The organism is Falsiroseomonas sp. RANM36 (genome assembly GCF_056682175.1).
In genome coordinates this window covers 116,784-135,984 of record NZ_JBWXTD010000002.1, presented here as the reverse complement: position 1 = coordinate 135,984, position 19,201 = coordinate 116,784, and the positions used below count along the sequence as shown (strand labels likewise).

18 protein-coding genes are annotated in these 19,201 nt (G+C 73.0%); 7 read left to right on the top strand and 11 right to left on the bottom strand.

Going from position 1 to position 19,201, the window contains the following annotated elements; genetic code table 11:
• From AC1MIR_RS01530 to AC1MIR_RS01515, 4 genes are all read right to left on the bottom strand, one after another.
• Nucleotides 1-448, bottom strand: a 448-nt coding sequence (locus AC1MIR_RS01530; protein ID WP_480026426.1) for a GNAT family N-acetyltransferase, incomplete at its 3' end; no start/stop codon positions are given.
• 1 nt (nt 449) lies between these two features.
• Entirely contained in the window at nt 450-1,949 is a 1,500-nt protein-coding gene (locus AC1MIR_RS01525) for a M81 family metallopeptidase (RefSeq protein ID WP_480026425.1), read from the bottom strand.
• A 5-nt stretch (nt 1,950-1,954) separates the two neighbouring features.
• Nucleotides 1,955-3,193, bottom strand: a complete 1,239-nt coding sequence (locus tag AC1MIR_RS01520; RefSeq protein WP_480026424.1) for a M20 family metallo-hydrolase — start codon at nt 3,191-3,193, stop codon at nt 1,955-1,957.
• Between the two features lie 73 nt (nt 3,194-3,266).
• Nucleotides 3,267-4,559, bottom strand: coding sequence for an ArgE/DapE family deacylase (locus AC1MIR_RS01515; protein ID WP_480026423.1), 1,293 nt, complete (start codon nt 4,557-4,559; stop codon nt 3,267-3,269).
• Nucleotides 4,560-4,602: 43 nt separating this feature from the next.
• Between AC1MIR_RS01515 and AC1MIR_RS01510 the strand changes: the two genes are divergently transcribed.
• A complete protein-coding gene (locus AC1MIR_RS01510) occupies nt 4,603-5,634 on the top strand; it encodes a histone deacetylase family protein (RefSeq protein WP_480026422.1) in 1,032 nt (343 codons plus the stop codon).
• 1 nt (nt 5,635) lies between these two features.
• On the top strand, nt 5,636-6,646 hold the full coding sequence (locus tag AC1MIR_RS01505) for an NADP-dependent oxidoreductase (RefSeq protein ID WP_480026421.1): 1,011 nt from the start codon (nt 5,636-5,638) through the stop codon (nt 6,644-6,646).
• A gap of 18 nt (nt 6,647-6,664) precedes the next feature.
• Here the strand turns inward: AC1MIR_RS01505 and AC1MIR_RS01500 are convergent, their stop codons facing one another.
• Nucleotides 6,665-7,648, bottom strand: a complete 984-nt coding sequence (locus tag AC1MIR_RS01500) for a tripartite tricarboxylate transporter substrate-binding protein (protein ID WP_480026420.1) — start codon at nt 7,646-7,648, stop codon at nt 6,665-6,667.
• A gap of 14 nt (nt 7,649-7,662) precedes the next feature.
• On the bottom strand, nt 7,663-8,670 hold the full coding sequence (locus tag AC1MIR_RS01495) for a Gfo/Idh/MocA family protein (protein ID WP_480026419.1): 1,008 nt from the start codon (nt 8,668-8,670) through the stop codon (nt 7,663-7,665).
• Nucleotides 8,671-8,880: 210 nt separating this feature from the next.
• On the opposite strand from AC1MIR_RS01495, the gene AC1MIR_RS01490 reads away from it, so the two are divergent.
• Both AC1MIR_RS01490 and AC1MIR_RS01485 read left to right on the top strand, forming a co-directional pair.
• A complete protein-coding gene (locus AC1MIR_RS01490; RefSeq protein WP_480026418.1) occupies nt 8,881-10,383 on the top strand; it encodes a YifB family Mg chelatase-like AAA ATPase in 1,503 nt (500 codons plus the stop codon).
• Between the two features lie 118 nt (nt 10,384-10,501).
• A complete protein-coding gene (locus tag AC1MIR_RS01485) occupies nt 10,502-11,011 on the top strand; it encodes a GNAT family N-acetyltransferase (protein WP_480026417.1) in 510 nt (169 codons plus the stop codon).
• Nucleotides 11,012-11,053: 42 nt separating this feature from the next.
• Here AC1MIR_RS01485 and AC1MIR_RS01480 read toward each other — a convergent pair whose 3' ends face one another.
• Nucleotides 11,054-11,425 carry a YraN family protein gene (locus tag AC1MIR_RS01480; RefSeq protein WP_480026416.1) on the bottom strand — a complete coding sequence of 124 codons (372 nt, stop codon included), beginning with the start codon at nt 11,423-11,425 and terminating at the stop codon, nt 11,054-11,056.
• A gap of 35 nt (nt 11,426-11,460) precedes the next feature.
• On the opposite strand from AC1MIR_RS01480, the gene ggt reads away from it, so the two are divergent.
• Together ggt and AC1MIR_RS01470 are read left to right on the top strand one after the other, a co-directional pair.
• A complete protein-coding gene (gene ggt / locus AC1MIR_RS01475; RefSeq protein WP_480026415.1) occupies nt 11,461-13,170 on the top strand; it encodes a gamma-glutamyltransferase in 1,710 nt (569 codons plus the stop codon).
• 37 nt (nt 13,171-13,207) lie between these two features.
• Entirely contained in the window at nt 13,208-13,726 is a 519-nt protein-coding gene (locus AC1MIR_RS01470) for a CreA family protein (protein WP_480026414.1), read from the top strand.
• A 10-nt stretch (nt 13,727-13,736) separates the two neighbouring features.
• On the opposite strand, the gene AC1MIR_RS01465 is transcribed toward AC1MIR_RS01470, so the two are convergent.
• Nucleotides 13,737-14,537, bottom strand: coding sequence for a M48 family metalloprotease (locus AC1MIR_RS01465; protein ID WP_480026413.1), 801 nt, complete (start codon nt 14,535-14,537; stop codon nt 13,737-13,739).
• Between the two features lie 102 nt (nt 14,538-14,639).
• Between AC1MIR_RS01465 and AC1MIR_RS01460 the strand changes: the two genes are divergently transcribed.
• Nucleotides 14,640-15,974 carry an MFS transporter gene (locus AC1MIR_RS01460; protein ID WP_480026412.1) on the top strand — a complete coding sequence of 445 codons (1,335 nt, stop codon included), beginning with the start codon at nt 14,640-14,642 and terminating at the stop codon, nt 15,972-15,974.
• Between the two features lie 51 nt (nt 15,975-16,025).
• Here the strand turns inward: AC1MIR_RS01460 and AC1MIR_RS01455 are convergent, their stop codons facing one another.
• The 3 genes from AC1MIR_RS01455 to AC1MIR_RS01445 all read right to left on the bottom strand — a co-directional run.
• Nucleotides 16,026-17,060 (bottom strand): ABC transporter substrate-binding protein, encoded by a 1,035-nt coding sequence (locus AC1MIR_RS01455; RefSeq protein WP_480026411.1) that lies wholly within the window; start codon nt 17,058-17,060, stop codon nt 16,026-16,028.
• Between the two features lie 23 nt (nt 17,061-17,083).
• Nucleotides 17,084-18,481: an FAD-binding oxidoreductase gene (locus AC1MIR_RS01450; RefSeq protein ID WP_480026410.1), complete on the bottom strand. Its 1,398-nt coding sequence runs from the start codon at nt 18,479-18,481 to the stop codon at nt 17,084-17,086.
• A gap of 132 nt (nt 18,482-18,613) precedes the next feature.
• A partial coding sequence (locus AC1MIR_RS01445) for a DUF4010 domain-containing protein (protein ID WP_480026409.1) occupies nt 18,614-19,201 on the bottom strand: 588 nt, incomplete at its 5' end.

Sequence of the window (19,201 nt, the reverse complement as noted above, 5' to 3'; positions counted from 1 at the left end):
GCAGCGGCAGCACATGCGTCGCCGCGCGCTCGCCCACCGCGCGCAGGAAGCCGCAGCGCTCGTAGAACAGGAAGGCCGAGGCCGGCGCGCGCACGCGCAGCCGCGGCCAGCCCGCCTCCCCCGCGCCGGCGACGATCGCCGCGAGCAGGGCGCGCCCCGCGCCATGCCCGCGCGCGGCGCGGCGCACATACAGCCGGCGCACGCGCCCGGCCTCCTCCTGCAGATACGGATCGCGCGTCAGCCCGCCGAGGCCGAGCAGCGCATCCCCGGCGAAGGCGCCGAACAGCGCCTCGCCCGGCCCGTCGAAGCGCTGCGCGCCGCGCTCCCAATCCTCCTGCAGCACCTCCAGCATCCGCTGGCCGTCGGCGAGCGCATCCGCCGCCAGTTCCGGGAAGGCGGGCGGCAGATGGCGGAACAGCGCGACGCGGATCGGCAGCCTGGCGCGCATCTCAGCCGACCCTCCGGTTGTCGCCAGGACGCAGCCGCAGCCCGGGGCGCAGATGGCGGAAGGGCAGGATCGCCGGATCGGCGACCACCGGCCCCGGCGCCGCGGCCACCAGCACCGCGCGTGCGATCGGCTGGAAGTCGGCGCGGAAATGCACGCTCGACTTCAGCGCCAGGATCTTCTGTGCGGCCGGCTCGACGCCGAGGTGGCGGAACAGCGCCTGGTCATAGGCCTGCATCTTGCGCGAGGCGACGATCACCGCGACGCCGCCGATTCCGATCAGCGCGCAGGGTCCGAGATCGGCGCGGTTGCCCGCGGCCATCGGACCGGTGCAGGTGAAGCGCCCGTCGCTGAGCGCGAGCACCCGCGCCTCCACCTCCAGCGGCGCGCCGTCGGACTTGCCGCCGAGAGCGAGCGAGACCTGTGCCCCCTCCCCCGCGGCGTGGCAGGCGGCCGCGCTCTCCGCGTCGTTGATCAGGCCGAGCACGGCGCCTTCCGCGCGCTGCGCCAGCAGCTCCGCCAGCAGACCGGTCGTGTCGCCATGCCCGCCGCCGCCGGGATTGTCCTGCGTGTCGGCGATCACCACCGGCCCCTTCGCGTCCTTCGCGAGTGCGATGGCCTGCGCCACCGCCTCCTTCGCTTCCAGGATCGGCTGGGCGAATTCCGTCTCCCGCAGGCGCAGCTCCTTCAGCAGCGCGTCGGCCGCCGCGTCCGCCGCGTCCTGCGTCACGCCATAGGCCACCAGCGCGCAGCCGCAATCGGCGAAATCGGCATAGGGGAAGCCGAAGCAGAGCGAGAGTTCCGCCGCGCCGAGCTTCGCCGAGATGCCCTGGCGCGCCGCCATCACCTCCGCCATGGGGGGCACCAGCGTGCACTGGCTGGTGATGGGGATCAGGTAGTCGAGCTGCCGGAACGCCTTGGCGAAGGGTTGTTGGCGCGCGATGCGGGCCAGCAGCAGCGTCATCGCGCGCGCGCCGGCCTCCTTCATGTCCACATGCGGATAGGTGCGAAAGGGGCAGAGGATGTCGGCGTCGCGCACCATCGCGGCCGTCAGGTTGCAATGCGGGTCGAGGCTGGCGGCGATCGGCACGCCGGGCCCGAGGATGGCGCGCGCGCGCCGCAGCAGCTCGCCTTCCGCATCGGGGAAATGCTCCGCCACCATCGCGCCATGCAGGTCGAGATAGAGGCCGTCGAGCGGCCCCTCATCCAGCGCCGCCTGCAGATCATGGAAGATCAGCGACGCCAGCCGCTCGAAGGCCTCCGCGCTGACGGGACCCGCCGGGTTGGCGAAGCCCCAGGAAAGCGGCGCGATGGAAACGCCCGCGGCCTCGGCTTCCCGGATCGCGCCGGCCGCGGGTACCGCCGTGTCGCGCAGCTCCCCCACCAGCGTCGCCGGCCGCTGCACGGCGGGCCAGCCGCCGGGCTCCCGAAAATCGCGCCAGGTGGTCGGCCGTGGGGCGAAGGAATGGCTCTCGTGCAGGAAGCCGCCGATCGCGATGCGCATCTTGCTCAGTCTCTCGAAACCCCGGCGGCTGCGACCACGGCATCCGCCAGCACCACCAGCCCCGCCTCCGCCCAGGCGGGCGTGATGCTCTCGGCCTCGTTGTGGCTGATGCCGCCATGGCAGGGGCAGAACAGCATCACCGAAGGCACGCGCCGCGCCACATAGACCGCATCATGCCCGATCGCCGTCGGCATTTTTCGGACGTTGACGCCGCGCGACTTCGCAGCGGCTTCCAGATGGGCGACCAGGGCGGGATCGAAGGGCGTGGCCGGCGAGATCCAGAAATCCTCGATGGCGATCGCGACGCCGCGGCGTGCCGAGATGCCCGCGGCCTCCGCGCGCATCGTCGCGGCCAGCGCGGCAAGCTGGTCCTCGTGGTCGTGGCGCGTGTCCAGGCTGAACCACACGCGGCCCGGCACGACGTTGCGGCTGTCCGGATGCAGCGTCATCCGCCCGATGGTCGCCCGCGCGCCGGCCGCCAGCGCCGCGCGCTCGATCATCAACGCGCATTCGGCCGCCGCCATCAGCGCATCCTTCCGCCCGGCCATGGCGCTGCCGCCATGCGCGTCCTCGCCGATGACGGTCACCTCGAACCAGTGCTGCGCCAGCGCATGGGTGACGAGGCCGAGGTCGAATCCCTCGCGCTCCAGCACCGGACCCTGCTCGATGTGCAATTCGAAATAGGCGCCGAGATCCCGCAGCGCCGCCGGATCGGCCTGCCCCGCCCAGCCGATGCGCGACAGCTCCGCGCCGAACACCGCGCCGGCGCTGTCGGTCTTCGCCAGCACCTCGGATTCCGGGAAGATGCCCATCGCCGCGCCGGAGCCCATCATCGGCGGGGAGAAGCGGGCGCCTTCCTCGTTGGTCCAGTTGATCAGCGCGACCGGCGCCTCCGTCTCCACGCCCGCTTCGTGCAGCGCGCGCAGGATTTCCAACCCTGCCAGCACGCCGAGCACGCCGTCGAATTTTCCGCCCGTCGGCTGCGTGTCCAGGTGACTGCCGATCGCCACCGGCTTGCGCGACGGATCGCGCCCCGGCCGCGTCAGCACCATGTTCCCGACGCGATCCACGCTGAGCGTCGCGCCCGCCGCGGCGGCCTGCTTCGCCAGCAGATGCCGCGCCTCGGAATCGAGGTCGGTCAGCGTCTGCCGGTTGCAGCCGCCCTTCGGCGTGGCGCCGATGCGGGCGTATTCCATCAGGCTGTCCCACAGCCTGGCGCCGGAGACCGGGAGGTTTCCCTTCATCGGAAGAACTCTCGTTGGGGCATCCGATTCAGACCTTCGGTGCTCGCCGCCTGCGGCGTCTGCGCGCCTGCGGTCATCGGATGCCCTCCACCCCGCACCATTCCGCCATGGTCAGCGCGATGGCGCGCGTGATGTCGTGCATGGAATCCAGCCCGACGCTCTCGTCGATGCCATGGATCTCCTGCGCATCCGGCCCGAAGCAGGCCACCGGCGTGCCCTGGTAGAGCTGGAAGAAGCGCCCGTCCGTCAGCCCCGTCGCCGGATACTGGCGCAAATCCCCGCCCGTCACCTCGGCATAGCTCCGCATCGCCAGCGTGACGATCGGCGCCTGCATGTCGAAGACGCAGGGGTCTGCGTGGAAGCCGCGGAACTCGACCTTCACCTTGGCGCCCTTCAGCGCCGCGTCGTCGCGCGCCGCATCCACGATGCGCTCGATGTCGGCGCGGACGCGATCCGCGCTGTTGCCCACCATCACGCCCACCCGCAGCCCCAGCCTCGCCCGTGTCGCGACCGAGCTGTTCCACTCGCCGCCCTCGAAGGTTCCGAGATTGACGTTTACCGGATGGTTAACGCCGCGGAAGCTGGCGTGGATGTGCTCGGCGCGGTTCATCTCGCGCTCATAGGCCTCGAAGCGTGACCAGATCGCCATCGCCGCCTCGATGGCGTTCACCCCGGCCTGCTTGTCCCGAACATGGGCGGGGCGGCCGGTGACCGTGACGAAGGCCCAGACGACGCCGACCTCGGCCGAATACATCGCCGGCAGGCCGGGGCCGGGCTCGGGGATGATCGCGGCCTGGCAGGGCGGCATCGCGACCATGCAGGCCAGCGCGCCGTTGCCGCTGCATTCCTCCTCGATCACGGAATGCATCTGCACCTCGGCCGCGGGCTGCAGCCCGGCCTCCTTCAGGGCGCGAAAGGCGGTGACATAGCTTATGATGCCGGCCTTCATGTCGCCGGCGCCGCGACCATACATCCGCCCCCCGCGGATCGCGGGCTCATAGGGCGGCGTGGTCCATTCATCCGCGGCCCCGTCCGGCACCACGTCCACATGCCCCTGCAGCACCAGGGACCGCCCGGTGGCGCTGCGCGGGCGGTGCACCGCGACGACGTTGTCGCGCCCGTCATACGACATCAGCGGCGGCGAGAAGCCGGGATGCGCCTTGAGCTTCTCGACCTCGACCGGCACGCGCTGTGCCGCGAGGCCAAGCCCCTCGTAGATCCGCGCCATCTCGTTCAGCGCGGAGGCCTCGTTCCCCAGCGTGGAGGGGCAGCGCACCAGGCGCTCCAGCAGGCGCACGGACTCCCCACGCAGCGCCTCGCAAGCATCCAGGATCGCGCGCCGCGCGCCCGGGTCCAACTCCGTCATGCCGTCCTTCCCGCCGTCAGGTGGCAGGCCTAACCTGCCAAAGATGAAGGCATTCGCCCACCCTGCCGAGGCGCGGCACGATCCGCACTTCTTCCTGATGCGCGGCCGCGTCCGCCCGAATTTCGAGGTGCCAGCCCGGGCCGAGGCGTTGCGCGCCGGGCTGTCCGAGCTTGGCATCCTTCCCGAGATCCCGCCGGAAGCGCCGCGCGCTGCGCTGGAGGCGGTGCACACGCCGGACTACCTCGACTTCCTGCGCGACGCCCCCGCCGCCTGGGCCGCGCTGCCCGAGCCGGGGCCGGAGGTCGTCGGCAATATGCACCCGACGCCCGAGATGCTGATGCAGGATGCGCGCCGGCCGAAGGGTCTCGTCGGCCAGGCCGGCTGGTACAGCGCCGACACCGCCTGCCCCATCGGCCCCGGCACGTTTGAGGCCGCCATCGGCGCCGCCGCCTGCGCGCTGGCCGCGGCGAGCGAAGCGGCGGAGGGCCGCACCGCCTATGCGCTCTGCCGCCCGCCCGGCCACCACGCCTATGCCGCGCGCGCGGGCGGCCATTGCTACGTCAACAACGCCGCCCTCGCCGCCCAGGCGCTTCGCGGCGCGGGCGCGGCGCGCGTCGCCGTCCTCGACATTGACAGCCACCACGGCAACGGAACTCAAGGAATATTCTGGCTGCGGGGCGACGTGCTGACCGTCTCGGTGCATGGCGACCCGGATGGCTACTATCCCTGGTTCGTCGGCCGCGCCGAGGAACGCGGCGATGGCGATGGCGAGGAGCGCAACCTGAACCTGCCGCTGGCGCAGGGCACCGGCGATGCCGGCTGGCTGGAGGCCATCGGGACCGGCCTCGCTGCCATCCGCGCCTTCCGGGCGGAGGCGCTGGTCGTCTCCCTAGGCTTCGATGCCTCCGAGCACGAGCCGCTGAACTTCCTGTCCGTGACGGAAGACGGCTTCGCCCGCGCGGGCGCGATGATCGCCGCGGCGGGGCTGCCGGCGGCGATCATCCAGGAAGGCGGCTACAACGTGGAGCGGATCGGCGGGCTGCTGGGGCGGTTTCTCGGATCTTGGAGAGGCTGAGATGGGCACGCCACCGAACCGCCAGGTCCGCCTTCGCGCGCGCCCGGACGGCATCCCGCAGGCCGAGCATTTCGAGATCGTCGAGGCGCCATTGCCGCCACTGGCCGAGGGCCATCTCCGCCTGCGCAACGCCTTCCTGTCGGTGGATCCGGCGATGCGCGGTTGGGTCTCCGCGGTCGCGAACTACTCGACGCCGGTCGGCATCGGCGAGGTGATGCGCAGCTTCGCCGTCGGCGAGGTGATCGAGAGCCGCCACAACCTCTACGCGCCCGGCGACCGGCTGGTCGGCATGTTCGGCTGGCAGGACTACGCCGACAGCGACGGCACCAACGTCACGCGCCGCGTGCGGGAGGCGGACCTGCCGCTGTCGGCGCAGCTCGGCGTCCTGGGGCTGAACGGCGTGACGGCCTATCTCGGGCTGACGCGCCTCGGTGATCCGCGCGCGGGCGAAACGGTTGTGGTCTCGACCGCCGCAGGTTCGGTCGGGGCGACGGTCGGGCAGGTCGCGAAGATCCTCGGCTGCCGCACGGTCGGCATCACCGGCGGGTCGGCCAAGGTCGCGCTCTGCCGGGATGAATTCGGCTACGACGCCGCGCTGGACTACCGGGCGGAGAAGGATCTCTCTGCTGCCATCGCCGCGGCCTGCCCTTCGGGCGTGAACGTCTACTTCGACAATACCGCCGGCCCGGTCAGCGACGCCGTGCTGCCGCATCTGGCGGTCGGCGCCCGCGTGGTGATCTGCGGCACTGCCTCCGTCAGTTCCTGGGACCCGCCGCCGCTGGGGCCGCGGGTGGAGCGGCACCTGCTGGTGAAGCGCGCGCGGATGCAGGGCTTTCTCTATTTCGACCACCTGGACGGACAGGAGGAGGCGATAGACCGCCTGGCCGGCTGGCTGCGCGAGGGCAAGCTGTGCCATCGCGAGGACATCCTCGACGGGCTGGAGAGCGCGCCGGACGCCATCGCCGGGCTCTACCGCGGCGAGAACCTGGGAAAGCGCCTGATCAGACTCTGATCCGGCGCCTTCGCGGCGTCACCGCGGCGTCGCCGCGTTCACCCTCCGCCCGATCTCCTGCGCGATCTGCGCCTTCTCCCGCACGAAGACCGCGAACTCGTCCGGCGGCATCGCGATGCCCTGCAGACCCTGGGTGTCGAACAGGGCGACGATCTCCGGATCGTTCACCGCCGTCCGCATCGCAGCATGCGTCTTGTCCACCACCGCGCGCGGCGCGCCGGCCGGCATCCACAGGCCGAACCAGTTCACCACGTCATAGCCGGCAAGCCCCTGCTCCTGCATCGTCGGCACGTCGGGCATGCCCTTCCAGCGCCGCGCGCCGGTCAGCGCGATGGCGCGCAGACGCCCCGCGCGCACATGCTCCAGCGCGACATTCGTGCCGACGAAGAACATGTCGATGCGGCCCGCCAGCAGGTCCGACACGCCCTCCCCCACGCCGCGATAGGGCACGGAGAGGATGTCCACGCCCGCCATCGCCTTCATCAGCTCCGCCGGGATGTGGCTGGCGGTGCCGTTGCCGGCATTCACGTAGGTCAGCTTGCCCGGCTCGCGCTTGGCCAGCGCGATCAGCTCCGCCAGGTTCGTCGCCTGCACCGAGGGATGCACCACCAGCGCCTGGCCGAAATTCTGCACGGCGAGCGTCACATGGGTGAAGTCCGCGATCGGATCGAAATTGACGTTGGCGTTGAAGGGCGGCGTGTTGACGTGGCTCGCCGTGGTGAAGAGCCATGTGTAGCCATCCGCCGGCATGCGCGCGACCGCCGCCGTGCCGACGATGCCGCCGGCGCCGGGCCGGTTCTCGATCACCACCGTCTGGCCGAGTGCCGCCGAGAGCTTCGGCGCCAGCGCGCGGATGATGAGGTCCGGCGGCCCGCCCGGCGGCGACGGCACCACGGCGCGGATCGGCCGGTTCGGATAGTCGGTGCCCTGCGCCATCGCGCCGCCCGAAGCCAGCGCCGCCGCGCCGGCCAGCGCCGCGCGGCGCGTGAATCGCATCGTCATCGCACGCATCCCCCTCAGGAAACCTTCACCGGCCCGCCGGAGGCGATGGAGGCCATGATCGCCTCCAGCACCGCCACGTTGTGCACGCCGTCGCCATCCGGCAGGGCGAGCGGCCGTTTCGCCAGCACCGCTTCCGCGAAGTGGTCGAGCTCCGCGCGCTCCGTGCTGGTGTCCTCGAACGAAAACACCTGCGGGCGCTGCTTCTTGCCGATCTCGTTGCGGTCGATCAGGCAGAGGCGCAGCTGCCAGGTCGGCAGGTGCTCCACATCCCCCACCTCCGCCCAGCCATTCGCGCCGAACACCTGCAGCCGCCAGGTCTCCGCCGTGGCGATGACGGTGCCGAGATAGCCTGTCGCGCCGGAGCGGAAGCGGAACAGCATGGATGTCGTGTCGTCCATGCCGAAATCCTGGACGAGGCGAAAACTCTGCGCCGTCACCTGCTCGATGGGACCGGCGAGCGAGAGCATCGCATCCACCACATGCACGCCGCGCCCGGTCATGCCGCCCGCGGGGCCCTCATTGCGGTCGTGCCGCCAATGCCCCTTCGGGAAGCGATAGGCGGAGGGGCCGCAGAAATTGCCCTCCATGTGCAGGATGCGGCCGAGCGTGCCGTCCTCGACCAGCGCCTTGATGCGCTGCAGCGCCGGCTGGAAGCGCCAGTTGTAGCCGACGGCGAGCGTCACGCCCGCCTTCGCGCAGGCCTCCGCCGCGCGGCGCGCCTCGGCCGCGTTCACGCCGAGCGGCTTCTCGGTGAAGACCGGCTTTCCGGCCGCCGCGGCGGCGACGATCTGGTCGGTGTGTTGGGTGTGCGGCGTGGCCAGCACCACCGCGTCGATCTCGGGGTCCGCCAGCGCGGCCTCGTAGCTCTCCAGCATGCGCAGGCCGCGCGATGCGGCGAAGTCGGCGGCCTTGGCGGGGGTGCGCGTGGCGGCGGCGGTGAAGCGGATGTGCTTCGCCCCCTCGGCGCAGCGCACGAGATGCTGCCCCCAGGTGCCGAGGCCGATCATGGCGGCGCGGATCATGCGTGCGGTGTGCCCGTGCTGTGTCGCGCCCATGAAAGGGCGATGCGGGACGGGGGGGAAGAGGGGTGGCGCCCCATTCTCCCTCCCCCGCGGCAGCGGGGGAGGGTCGGGGTGGGGGTACGAGAGACCTCGCAAAAAACGTGCAGGAACCTCAGCAAAGACAGAACCCAAGGTTGATCTTCCGCCCCCGCCCGCCCCACCCTGCCGCGCGTGTCCTCCATCGCCCGCATCCCGACCTTCGCCTTCGCCGGCATCGAGGCCGTGCCCGTCGAGGTGCAGGTGCAGATCGCCCCGGGCCTGCCCGCCTTCCTCGTCGTCGGCCTGCCCGACAAGGCCGTGGGCGAATCGCGCGAACGCGTGCGTGCGGCGCTGACGGCCATCGGCCTGTCGCTGCCGCCGAAGCGGGTTCTCGTGAACCTCGCGCCCGCCGACCTGCTGAAGGAAGGCAGCCATTTCGACCTGCCCATCGCGCTCGGCGTGCTGGCCGCGATGGAGGTGATCCCGCGCGACGCCGTCGCGGAATTCGCCGCGCTGGGAGAACTCGCGCTGGACGGCACCCTCGCCCCCGTCGCCGGCGTGCTGCCCGCCGCCATCGCCGCCGGCGCGCGCGAGCTCGGCCTGGTCTGTCCCGGCCCGCAGGGCGGCGAGGCAGCCTGGGCCGGCACTGTGGAGGTGCTGGCGCCGCCCGACCTCCCTTCCCTGATCAACCACTTCGCGGGCCGGCAACTACTCTCCCCGCCCGCGCTGCCGGACGTGGATGCCGAGCCCTGGCGCGGCCCCGACCTCGCCGAGGTGCGCGGCCAGGAATCCGCCAAGCGCGCGCTGGAGATCGCCGCGGCCGGCTCGCTCAACCTGCTGATGGTCGGCCCGCCCGGCGCGGGGAAATCCATGCTCGCCGCGCGCCTGCCCGGCCTGCTGCCCGACCTCACGCCCGCCGAGGCGCTGGACGTCTCGCTGGTCCACTCCGTCGCCGGCATGCTCACCGGCGGCAAGCTCATCCGCCGCCCGCCCTTTCGCGACCCGCACCACTCGGCCAGCGTCCCCGCCCTCGTCGGCGGCGGGCATCGCGCGAAGCCCGGCGAGATCAGCCTCGCGCATCTCGGCGTGCTGTTCCTCGACGAATGGCCGGAATTCCCGCGCCCCGCGCTGGAGGCGCTGCGCCAGCCGATGGAGACCGGGCGCACCACGATCAGCCGCGCCAACGCGCATGTGTCCTACCCCGCGCGCTTCCAATGCATCGCGGCGATGAACCCCTGCCGCTGCGGCTACCTGGGCGATGCGTCGCGCGAATGCGCCCGCGCGCCCGGCTGCGGCCAGGACTACCTCGCGCGCCTCTCGGGGCCGCTGCTCGACCGCATGGACCTGGTGATCGAGGTGCAGCCGATCCCCGCCGTGGAACTCGCCCGCGCCCCCATCGGCGAGCGCACCGAGATCGTGGCCGCCCGCGTCGCCGCCGCCCGCGACCGCACCCGCGCCCGCGGTGGTGCCACGCGCAACGCCGAGGCCGGCTGGGACGAGCTGCAGCCGGGCCTGGATGCGGAGGCGCTGACGCTGCTCGAGACCGCCTCCGGCCGGCTCAGGCTCTCCACCCGCGGCCAGGTGCGCGCGCTGCGCGTGGCCCGCACCATTGCCGACCTCGCCGGCGAGGCGCGCATCGCCCGCGCCCATGTCGCGGAGGCGCTGGCCTTCCGGCACCGCATGCCGGGTCGCTGATTTGTTCCCCCCGCCACTTTCGGATTGATTTCGTCCCGCTCTCGGGACGCAGCCGCGTCCTTCTGGTGGTCTCCGGGCCAGCCGCGCCGCGTCGCGCCAAGCCAGGAGAGAGAACGAGATGCTCGCCACCAGCTGCCGGATCGCCGTAAGCCGCGCCGCCTCCGCCGGCGCCCCGCTCTGCTTCCGCCGCCTGAACGGGGACGACCGCCACGCGCTGGCGGTGCACCTCCAGGAGCTCTGCGGCTGGGACCGCCTCGCCCGCTGGGGCGCGCCCCGCACCGATGCCGAGATCGAGGCCGAGTGCCGCGGCTTCGACTTCCGCCCCCGGCTCGGCAACGTGGTCGGCTTCGGCGCGCTCACCGGCAGCGGCCGCGTCGCGGGCGCGGCCCTCACTTGGCGGCTGCCCGATGGCGGCGTGACCCTTGCCGTGAGCGTGAGCGAGCCCTGGCGCCGCCGCGGCATCGCGAGCGAGTTGATGGCCTGCCTGGTGCCGGGCGGCCTGCTCGGCCTCGGCGCCACCACCGCCGAGGTCAGCTTCGAGGCGGAGAACACCGCCATGCGCCGCCTGCTGCGCGGGCTGAAGGCGCATGTGCTGTTCGGCACCGGCCGGGCCATGGTGACGGTGTGAACCGGGGCGGCGCCCGCCTGCCGCCGGGCTGACAGGGCGCCGCTACTCCACCCGGAAGGCGTCCGCGATCCGCCGCACGCGGCCTTCCGCATCCACCAGCAGGACGTCGAACCGCACCCCCGCCGCGCCATGCGCGGGATTGGCGGCCATCCAGGCCTCCGCCGCCGCCATCAGCCGCAGGCGCTGCCGCGGGCCGAGCGCGAAGGCGGCCTCCACCAGGCTCGCCCGCGCCTTCACCTCGACGAAGGCCAGCAGCCCCTCGCGCTCCGCCACCAGGTCGAGCTCGCCGGCCGGCGTGCGCACGCGCTGCGCCAGCACCGCCCAGCCCTCCGACGCCAGCGCCGCCGCCGCCTTCGCCTCCGCGTGGCGGCCGCGCCCATCGGCAGCCTTCCGTTCCGCCTCGCCCCTGCGCATGCTGCCAGCCTGCCACGGCGACCGAGGAGTCCGGAATGCGCCGCCTGCTCGCCCTGCTCGCCCTCTGTCTGATCGCCCACAGCGCGCAGGCCCAGCCCGCCGCAAGCACCGCGCAGGCGCGGCCGGCGACACGCCACATGATCGTCGCGCCGCATCCGATGGCCGCCGAGGCCGGCCTCGCGGTGCTCCGGGAAGGCGGCAGCGCGCTGGATGCGGCGATCGCCGCCGCGGTCATGCTCACCCTGGTCGAGCCGCAATCGAGCGGCATCGGCGGCGGCGGGCTGATGCTGCATTTCGGCGCGACGGACCGCCGCATCGAGGCCTGGGACGGGCGGGAGACGGCGCCCGCCCTCGCAACTCCCGACCTGTTCCGCCGCCCGGACGGCCAGCCCATGCCCTTCGTCGCGGCGATGGAAAGCGGGCGCAGCGTCGGCGTGCCGGGCCTGCTGCGGATGCTGGAGGCCGCGCATCGCCGCCATGGCCGCCTGCCCTGGGCGCGGCTGATGGCGCCCACCATCGCGGCGGCCGAGGCCGGCTTCCCGGTGCCGGAGCGCATGGCCGGCGCGGTCGGCGGAGCGGTCGCCGCGCTCCGCCGCGATCCCGCCGCCGGCGCGTATTTCCTCGATGCCGGCGGCAATCCCTGGCCGCCCGGCCACATGCTGCGCAACCCCTCGCTCGCCGCGACGCTCCGCGCCGTCGCGGCGGAAGGCGCCGATGCGCTCTACACCGGGCCGATCGCGGCCGAGATCGTCGCCGCCGTGCAGGGCCATGCGAATCCCGGGACGCTGAGCATGGCGGACATGGCCAACTACGTCCCGCGCCTGCGCGCCGTGGTCTGCGCGCCCTATCGCGCGCGCCAGGTCTGCGGCATGGGGCCGCCGACCTCGGGCGGGGTCGCCATCGCGCAGGTCCTCGGCATGCTGTCCCGCTTCGACATGGCGGCGCTCGATCCCGTCGGGGCGCCGGCGGCGCATCTGCTGGCCGAGGCCGGGCGCCTCGCCTTCGCCGACCGCAACCTCTACCTCGCCGATGACGATTACGTGCGCGTGCCGCTGCGCGGCCTGCTCGATCCGGCCTATGTCGCCGGCCGCGCCGCGCTGATCGATCCTGCCCGCGCCATGGCCCCGCCCGCGGCAGGCGAGCCGCCCTTCCGCGAGGGCCGCGCCGCGCCGCAACTGGCGGAGCAGGAAGCCGGCACCAGCCACATCGTCGCCTTCGACGCCTTCGGCAACGCGGTGTCCGTGACGCCGACGATCGAGGCCTCGATGGGCTCGCGGATCTTCGTGCGCGGCTTCCTGCTCAACAACCAGCTCACCGACTTCGCCTTCCTGCCCGAGCAGGAGGGCCGGCCCGTCGCCAACCGCGTGCAGCCGGGCAAGCGCCCGCGCTCCTCCACCTCGCCGACCATCGTGCTGGATGCGCTGGGCCGGCCGGAGATCCTGGCGGGCTCCGCCGGCGGGTCGCGCATCATCTTCCATGTCGCGCAGACGCTGGTGGCGATGCTGGACTGGAACCTGCCGCCGCAAGAGGCGGTGGCGCTGCCGCGCATCGGCGTGGCCGGCACCGGCCCGGTGGAGATCGAGGCCGACACCCCGGCCGCGTCCCTCTCGCCCGCCTTGCAGGCGATGGGCCATCGCACGGATGTGCGCGCCAATGTCTCCGGCCTGTCGGTGATCCGCGTCACGCCGTCCGGCCTGCTCGGCGGCGCCGATCCGCGGCGGGAGGGCGTGGCGCTCGGGGATTGATGTCATCGCCGGCCCCGTTGCGGGGCACGGCCCGGCCATGCTGATTGCGCGCAACGACCCGACGGAGGAAAGCCGCATGCCCGCCCTGCACCGCCTGCTGCCCGCCCTGGCCCTGTTGCTCGCAGCCCTTCCCGCCGCCGCCGCCGACGACACGCGGGAGGTCGGTTACGTGAACACCGCCATCACCAATCTCGGCCTGACGCGCAGCCACCGCGTGGTGGTGGAGCGCTTCGACGACCCGGAGGTGCGCAACGTCTCCTGCTGGATCAGCCAGGCGCGCACCGGCGGCTTCTCCGGCATGCTGGGCGTCGCCGACGATCCGGCCCGCTTCTCCCTCAGCTGCGCCGCCACCGGCCCGGTGCAGGTGCAGGAGGGCGCGCGCCGCGGCGACCGCGGCGAGCAGGTCTACGAAAGCAGCACGAGCCTCTTCTTCAAGGAGACCCGCGTGCATCGCTTCGTGGACGAGGAGCGCAACGCGGTGGTCTATCTCGCCTGGTCCACCAAGCTGGTGGATGGCTCGCCCTACAACGCGGTGTCGGTGGTGCCGATCCGCTGAAGCAAACGCCTCAGCCCCGGCGCGGCGAAGGGTTCGGGCCCGCGGCCTCGATCTCCGCCACGGTCCGCTCCCAGGCGGCGAGGCGCTCGGGGCCGGTGGGGTGGGTGCGCAGCAGGCTCGGCTGCTCCGCCCCGCCCGCGGCCTGCGCCAGCCGCACCCAGATCCCGCCCGCCTGGTCGAGGTCGTAGCCGGCGCGACGGACCATGAAGGCAGCGAGGTAGTCGGCCTCGCGCTCCTCCTCCTGCGAATAGATCAGCCGCGCCGCGCCGCCGCCGAGCTGCGCGCCGGTCTGCGCGAGCGCGTCGCCGCCGAGATAGGCGCCGATCACCGCCCCGGCGAGGGCGCCGAGCTGCGTGCGCGCGCCGGCGCGCTGGATGTGCTTGGCCAGGTGGTGGCCATATTCATGCGCCACCACGGCCGCGAGTTCGGCGTCGTTGCGGACCACCTCCAGCATCCCGGTGGTCACGCCCACCACATCCTCGCCCGAGGCGAAGGCATTGATCTGGTCGCTGCGGGTCAACCCCACGCGGAAGGCGCAGCCCCTGCCGAGATAGTCGCGGCAGAGCGGATCGGAGGACGTGGCCACGCGTTGCGCGACACGGCGGAGCATGGCGATCTGCTCCGCCTCGCTGCGCTGGCGCCGCCGCAGCGGCCCGGCCTCGGCGATCGCCTGCCGCGCCTCGGCCAGCTGCGCCGAGCCGGGCTGGGGCAGCGCGTGCTGCGCGCCACAGCCGCAGAGCGTGAGGCCTGCCGTGATCAGCAGGCCGCGTCGCGGCAGGGCGCCGGGCAGGCAGGCAAGGCGGGACGGCATGGCGGACCTCCGGCGGTATCGCTTCTGGCCAGGACGCGAAGCTGCGAGACAGGTTCCCCGGCCGGAGCCATGTTCCGACGTCGCGCCCCATCCGAGGCTTGCATGTTATCGCCGCTGTCCAACCCGACCTACCGACACCTGCTCCTGGCCCAGTTGTTGTCGCTGCTGGGCACCGGGCTGGCGACCGTGGCCCTCGGGCTGCTGGCCTTCGACCTGGCCGGCGCCGATGCAGGGACAGTGCTCGGGACGGCGCTGGCGATCAAGATGATCGCCTATGTCGGCATCGCGCCGGTCGCCGGGGCCTTCGTCCACCTCATGCCCCGCCGCACGCTGCTCGTCGGGCTCGACCTCCTGCGCGCCGCGGTCGCGCTCTGCCTGCCCTTCGTCACCGAGGTCTGGCAGGTGTACCTACTGATCTTCCTGCTGCAGTCCTGCTCCGCCGCCTTCACCCCGACCTTCCAGGCGACCATACCCGACATCCTTCCGGAGGAGAGCGAGTACACCAAGGCGCTCTCCCTCTCGCGCCTCGCCTATGACCTGGAGGCGCTGGCGAGCCCGGCGCTGGCGGCGATGCTGCTCGGCGTGATGGGCTTCCACTGGCTTTTCGGGCTCAACGCCTTGGGCTTCCTCGCCTCGGCGGCGCTGGTGCTGACGGTTTCGCTGCCGTCGCCGAAGCCGCCGACCGCAAGCGAGGGCGCCTGGGGGCGCACCACCCGCGGCGCGCGCATCTACCTCGCCACGCCGCGGCTGCGCGGGCTGCTGGCCCTCAATCTGACGGTCGCGGCGGCGGGCGCGATGGTGATCGTGAACACGGTCGTGCTGGTGCGCGCGAGCTTCGGGCTCGACGAGCGCGCGGTGGCCTGGACACTCGCCGCCTACGGCCTCGGCTCGATGCTCGCCGCGCTCGCTTTGCCGGGCCTGCTCGGCGGGCGGATCACCGACCGCACCGCGATGCTGGCCGGTGCGGCGCTGCTGCTTGCGGGCCTGCTGCTCGCGCCGCTGGCGCCGTCATGGCCAGCGCTGCTGGCGGTGTGGTCGTTGCTCGGCATCGGCAACGGTCTGGTGTTGACGCCGAGCGGCCGGCTGCTGCGGCGCTCGGCGCATCCGGGCGACCGGCCGGCGCTCTTCGCCGCCCAGTTCGCCCTCAGCCATGCCTGCTGGCTGCTGACCTATCCGCTGGCCGGCTGGCTCGGCGCATCGCTCGGCCTTGGCCCGACCTTCCTGGTGCTCGCGGCGCTGGCGATGGCGGGACTCGCCGCGGCGGCGATCCTCTGGCCGCCGGCCGATCCCGAGCAGATCGAGCACCACCACGCCGGCCTGCCGCCGGATCATCCGCACCGGGCCGCCGCGCCCGCGCCGATCCATCGCGGGCCGGACGGCTTCCGCCACCGCCATGCCTTCGTGATCGACGACCTGCACCCGCGATGGCCAGGCTGACGGCCGGCGCCCGCATCCCGGACGCGCGGCCACCGCCCGGCCGCGACGCGGTCAGGCCGAGGCCGCCACGCGCAACTCGCTCGCCGGCGGCAGGAAGCTGCCGTCGAAGACCTGGGCCACGGTCGGCGTCCGCGGCAGGCGGAAGGTCTCGACGATCGCCTCGATCTGCTTCTGCGCGCGCGCCGGCTCGAAATGGCTGAGGCCGTTGCGCTTCACCGTGTCGCTGATCATCATCTCGTCGAAGGTGACCTGCTGGCGCTCGGTCTCGATCGCGACATCGGTCAGCGTCTCGCGCTGCTTGAGGAAGGCGATCGCCTCGGCGGGGTTGCGATAGGCCCAGATCGTGGCCTGCAGGATCGCGCGGATCGCGGCGCGCGCCGCCTCCGGCCGTTCGCGCAGGAAGGTGCGCGTGGTGATGAGGCCGGATCCGTAGAAATCCATGCCGTAGTTCTTGTAGCGGAAGATGCGTTGCTGCGGCCAATCCATCCCCAACGCCTTCAGGCTGAGGCCCGTGGAGGTGATGAACCCGGTGATGCCGTCCGCGCGGCGCTGCACCAGCATCGGCTCGCGCAGCTCCGGCGAGATGCTGTTCCAGCGGATGGTGCTGGCGTCGATGCCGACCGCGCGCGCGAAGACCGGGAAGATCTGCCGCCCGCCGTCGAATTCCGGCGCGGCGAGCGTCTTGCCCTCGAGCATCTTCGGCTCGGTGATCGGGCCGTCGGCGCGCACCGTGCAGCAGGCCGGCGACTGGTCGTACACGATGGCGACGGCAACGATGTCGCGGTCCGGGTTCTCCGCCATGAAGCGGATCGCCGGCGTCATGTCGCCGATGCCGATGTCGTAGGTGCCGGCCGCGATGTCGATCGGCACGCGGCCGGAGCCGTAGCCGCGGGTGATGGACATGTCCACGCCGTTGTTGCGGAAGATGCCGTTGCGCTCGCCGGCGGCGGCGAAGCTGTAGGAGCCGTGGAACACCCAGTCGAGCGTGAAGCGCACGCGGTGCAGGCTCTGCGCGGTGACGACCTTGGGCGCGGCGAGCAGCGCGCCCGCGCCGAGCAGCGCCTGGCGGCGCGAGAAATGGGTCATGGGAGTATCTCCTTCGTGTCGCCTCAGGGTTTGACCGGGACGTAGCTTTCCATCTTCCCGGGATTGAGCAGCCCATGCGGGTCCACCCTGGCCTTGAAGCCGAGCTGGTCGCCGGGCACGCGCTTGTGGCGGCTGCCCGCCTCCAGCGTGTTCACATGCGGATTGGCGACCGGGATGCCGGCCGCCTCATGCGCGGCGATGATCGCATCCAGCCGCGCGCGCGCCGCCGCGTCGTCCTCCGGCAGGCGCAGCAGATGCGCGCCGTTCGCCGCGACCTCGCCTTCGTAGAGGATGAAGCAGAGATGGATCGGCATCTCGCGCCCGCCGAAGTGGCGCCAGGAGCATTCGATGCTCTCCAGCACGCGGCCGGGCGGGTTCAGCGTCTGCAGATAGGTGACGCCACGATCCACCTTGCGCGCATGCAGCGTCGTATGGCCCCAGGCGCATTCATAGACCGGCGTGGCGTCCGGATCGGCCTCCCGCGCGCGGCTTTCCGCCCAGAGCGTCACGCGGCCGGCATGCGATGCCATCAGCGCCCGGAACTCGCGCTCCGCTTCGGCAGGCAGCATCGCCAGCAGCAGATGCGCGGCCGGCGGCGCGACGGCCTCGCCCAGCACCGGCGGCAGGCCGATCGCCGCGGTGTCCTCCAGCACGTCGCAGAGCTTCGCGTCGAGGCCGCTGCGCGCCAGCGCATCGCCCGCGCGCGCCGCGTCCATGAAGTCCGCGAAGGCGACCACCGTGTCGCGCCAGTCGCGATGCGGCGCCAGCGGCACCTCCACTTCGGTGACGATGCCGGTCGCGCCATAGGTGCGGTTCACCAGGTTGCAGTCGGCGCCGCGCAGTTCCAGCACGCGCGGCGTCTCCTCCAGCGTGACCACGCGCGCGCCCTGCATGTTGCCCGGCTCCCGCAGCCCGCCCCAGAGCAGCGCGCCGATGCCGCCCGACCCTCCGCAGAAGAAGCCGCCCAGCGTCGCCATGCGCTTGGTGGAGGGATGGATGCGCAGTTCGCCGCCGGCCGCGATCGCCGCGTCCTCCGCCGCCATCATGCGGATGCCGGCCTGGGCGCGCAGGCCGCGCGCCGGATCGGCGAAGACGAGCCGGTCGAGCCGCGTCATGTCGAGCAGCACGCCGCCCTGCTCCGGCACGCCCTGGCCATAGGTGCCGGTGCCGGCGCCGCGCAGCGTCACGGGGATGCGCAGCCGGGCGCAGGCGGCGGCGAGCGCGATCACCTCGGCCTCGTCCGCCGGCAGCGCCACCACATCGGCGGATTTGCGGCGCAGCTGCCGGTCCAGCAGCGGGCTGAACCAGAAGAAGTCGCGCGAGCGCTGGCGGACCAGCGCGCGATCCTCGATCAGCGTCAGGCCCGGCAGGGCGGCCTTGAGCGCGGCGATGTCATGCGGGCGTGGCGCGCCATCGGGCATGGTCCGATGTCGCAAGAAGGCCGCCGGCGCGGCAAGCCGGGATTGCCGCCGATGTCGGCATCACGCCACCGGAGCGCATCATTTCCAGGCAAGCCGGCCGGAACGGCGCCCACGGGGCAGGCAGATGCGCGGTCACGCAACCAGCAGCACCGCGCCGCCCAGCGCCAGCGCGGCGAGCGAGGGCAGCGCGATCCGCAGGCCGTAGCCGGCACCGCCGACGCCGAGCGCATAGCCGGCCTTGGCGAGGATGTTGCTCGCCACCGCCACGCCGATCGCCATGGCGGCGACCTCCGCCGGCAGGCTCGCCGGCACGAGCTGCGGCACCGAGAGCGTCACGGCATCCACATCCGCCAGCCCCGTCGCCGCCGCCACCACCAGCACCGCCTCGGCGCCCAGCCGCTCGGCGGCCAGCCGCGCCAGCAGCGCCACCGCCGCCAGCAGCAGGGCGAGCTTCAGCACCGCCGACAGCTCGAATGGGTTGTCGGGCAGCGCGGCCGCCTGTCCGGCATTGCCGCGCCGGCCCGAGACCAGTGCCGGCAGGCCGAACGCGACCGCCGCCACGGCCAGGGGCATCCAGACCTGCCCCCCCACCACCGGCGAGACCGCGAGCGCCAGCCCCGCCGTGCGCAGGCAGGAGACGGCGCCGGCGGCCCGCGCGCCCCCCGCCCCCGCCCGCCCCCGCCCCCCCGCCCCCCCCCCCCCGCCCGGCGCGCGGGGGGC

Bases quoted from the DNA above. Each gene is read 5' to 3' on its own strand.
- AC1MIR_RS01520 (WP_480026424.1), bottom strand. From the start codon at position 3,193: ATGAAGGGAAACCTCCCGGTCTCCGGCGCCAGGCTGTGGGACAGCCTG.
- AC1MIR_RS01485 (WP_480026417.1), top strand. From the start codon at position 10,502: ATGCTCGCCACCAGCTGCCGGATCGCCGTAAGCCGCGCCGCCTCCGCC.
- AC1MIR_RS01495 (WP_480026419.1), bottom strand. From the start codon at position 8,670: ATGATCCGCGCCGCCATGATCGGCCTCGGCACCTGGGGGCAGCATCTC.
- AC1MIR_RS01470 (WP_480026414.1), top strand. From the start codon at position 13,208: ATGCTGATTGCGCGCAACGACCCGACGGAGGAAAGCCGCATGCCCGCC.
- AC1MIR_RS01455 (WP_480026411.1), bottom strand. From the start codon at position 17,060: ATGACCCATTTCTCGCGCCGCCAGGCGCTGCTCGGCGCGGGCGCGCTG.
- AC1MIR_RS01510 (WP_480026422.1), top strand. From the start codon at position 4,603: ATGAAGGCATTCGCCCACCCTGCCGAGGCGCGGCACGATCCGCACTTC.
- AC1MIR_RS01525 (WP_480026425.1), bottom strand. From the start codon at position 1,949: ATGCGCATCGCGATCGGCGGCTTCCTGCACGAGAGCCATTCCTTCGCC.
- AC1MIR_RS01465 (WP_480026413.1), bottom strand. From the start codon at position 14,537: ATGCCGTCCCGCCTTGCCTGCCTGCCCGGCGCCCTGCCGCGACGCGGC.
- AC1MIR_RS01450 (WP_480026410.1), bottom strand. From the start codon at position 18,481: ATGCCCGATGGCGCGCCACGCCCGCATGACATCGCCGCGCTCAAGGCC.
- AC1MIR_RS01515 (WP_480026423.1), bottom strand. From the start codon at position 4,559: ATGACGGAGTTGGACCCGGGCGCGCGGCGCGCGATCCTGGATGCTTGC.
- AC1MIR_RS01505 (WP_480026421.1), top strand. From the start codon at position 5,636: ATGGGCACGCCACCGAACCGCCAGGTCCGCCTTCGCGCGCGCCCGGAC.
- AC1MIR_RS01500 (WP_480026420.1), bottom strand. From the start codon at position 7,648: ATGACGATGCGATTCACGCGCCGCGCGGCGCTGGCCGGCGCGGCGGCG.
- AC1MIR_RS01480 (WP_480026416.1), bottom strand. From the start codon at position 11,425: ATGCGCAGGGGCGAGGCGGAACGGAAGGCTGCCGATGGGCGCGGCCGC.
- ggt (WP_480026415.1), top strand. From the start codon at position 11,461: ATGCGCCGCCTGCTCGCCCTGCTCGCCCTCTGTCTGATCGCCCACAGC.
- AC1MIR_RS01460 (WP_480026412.1), top strand. From the start codon at position 14,640: ATGTTATCGCCGCTGTCCAACCCGACCTACCGACACCTGCTCCTGGCC.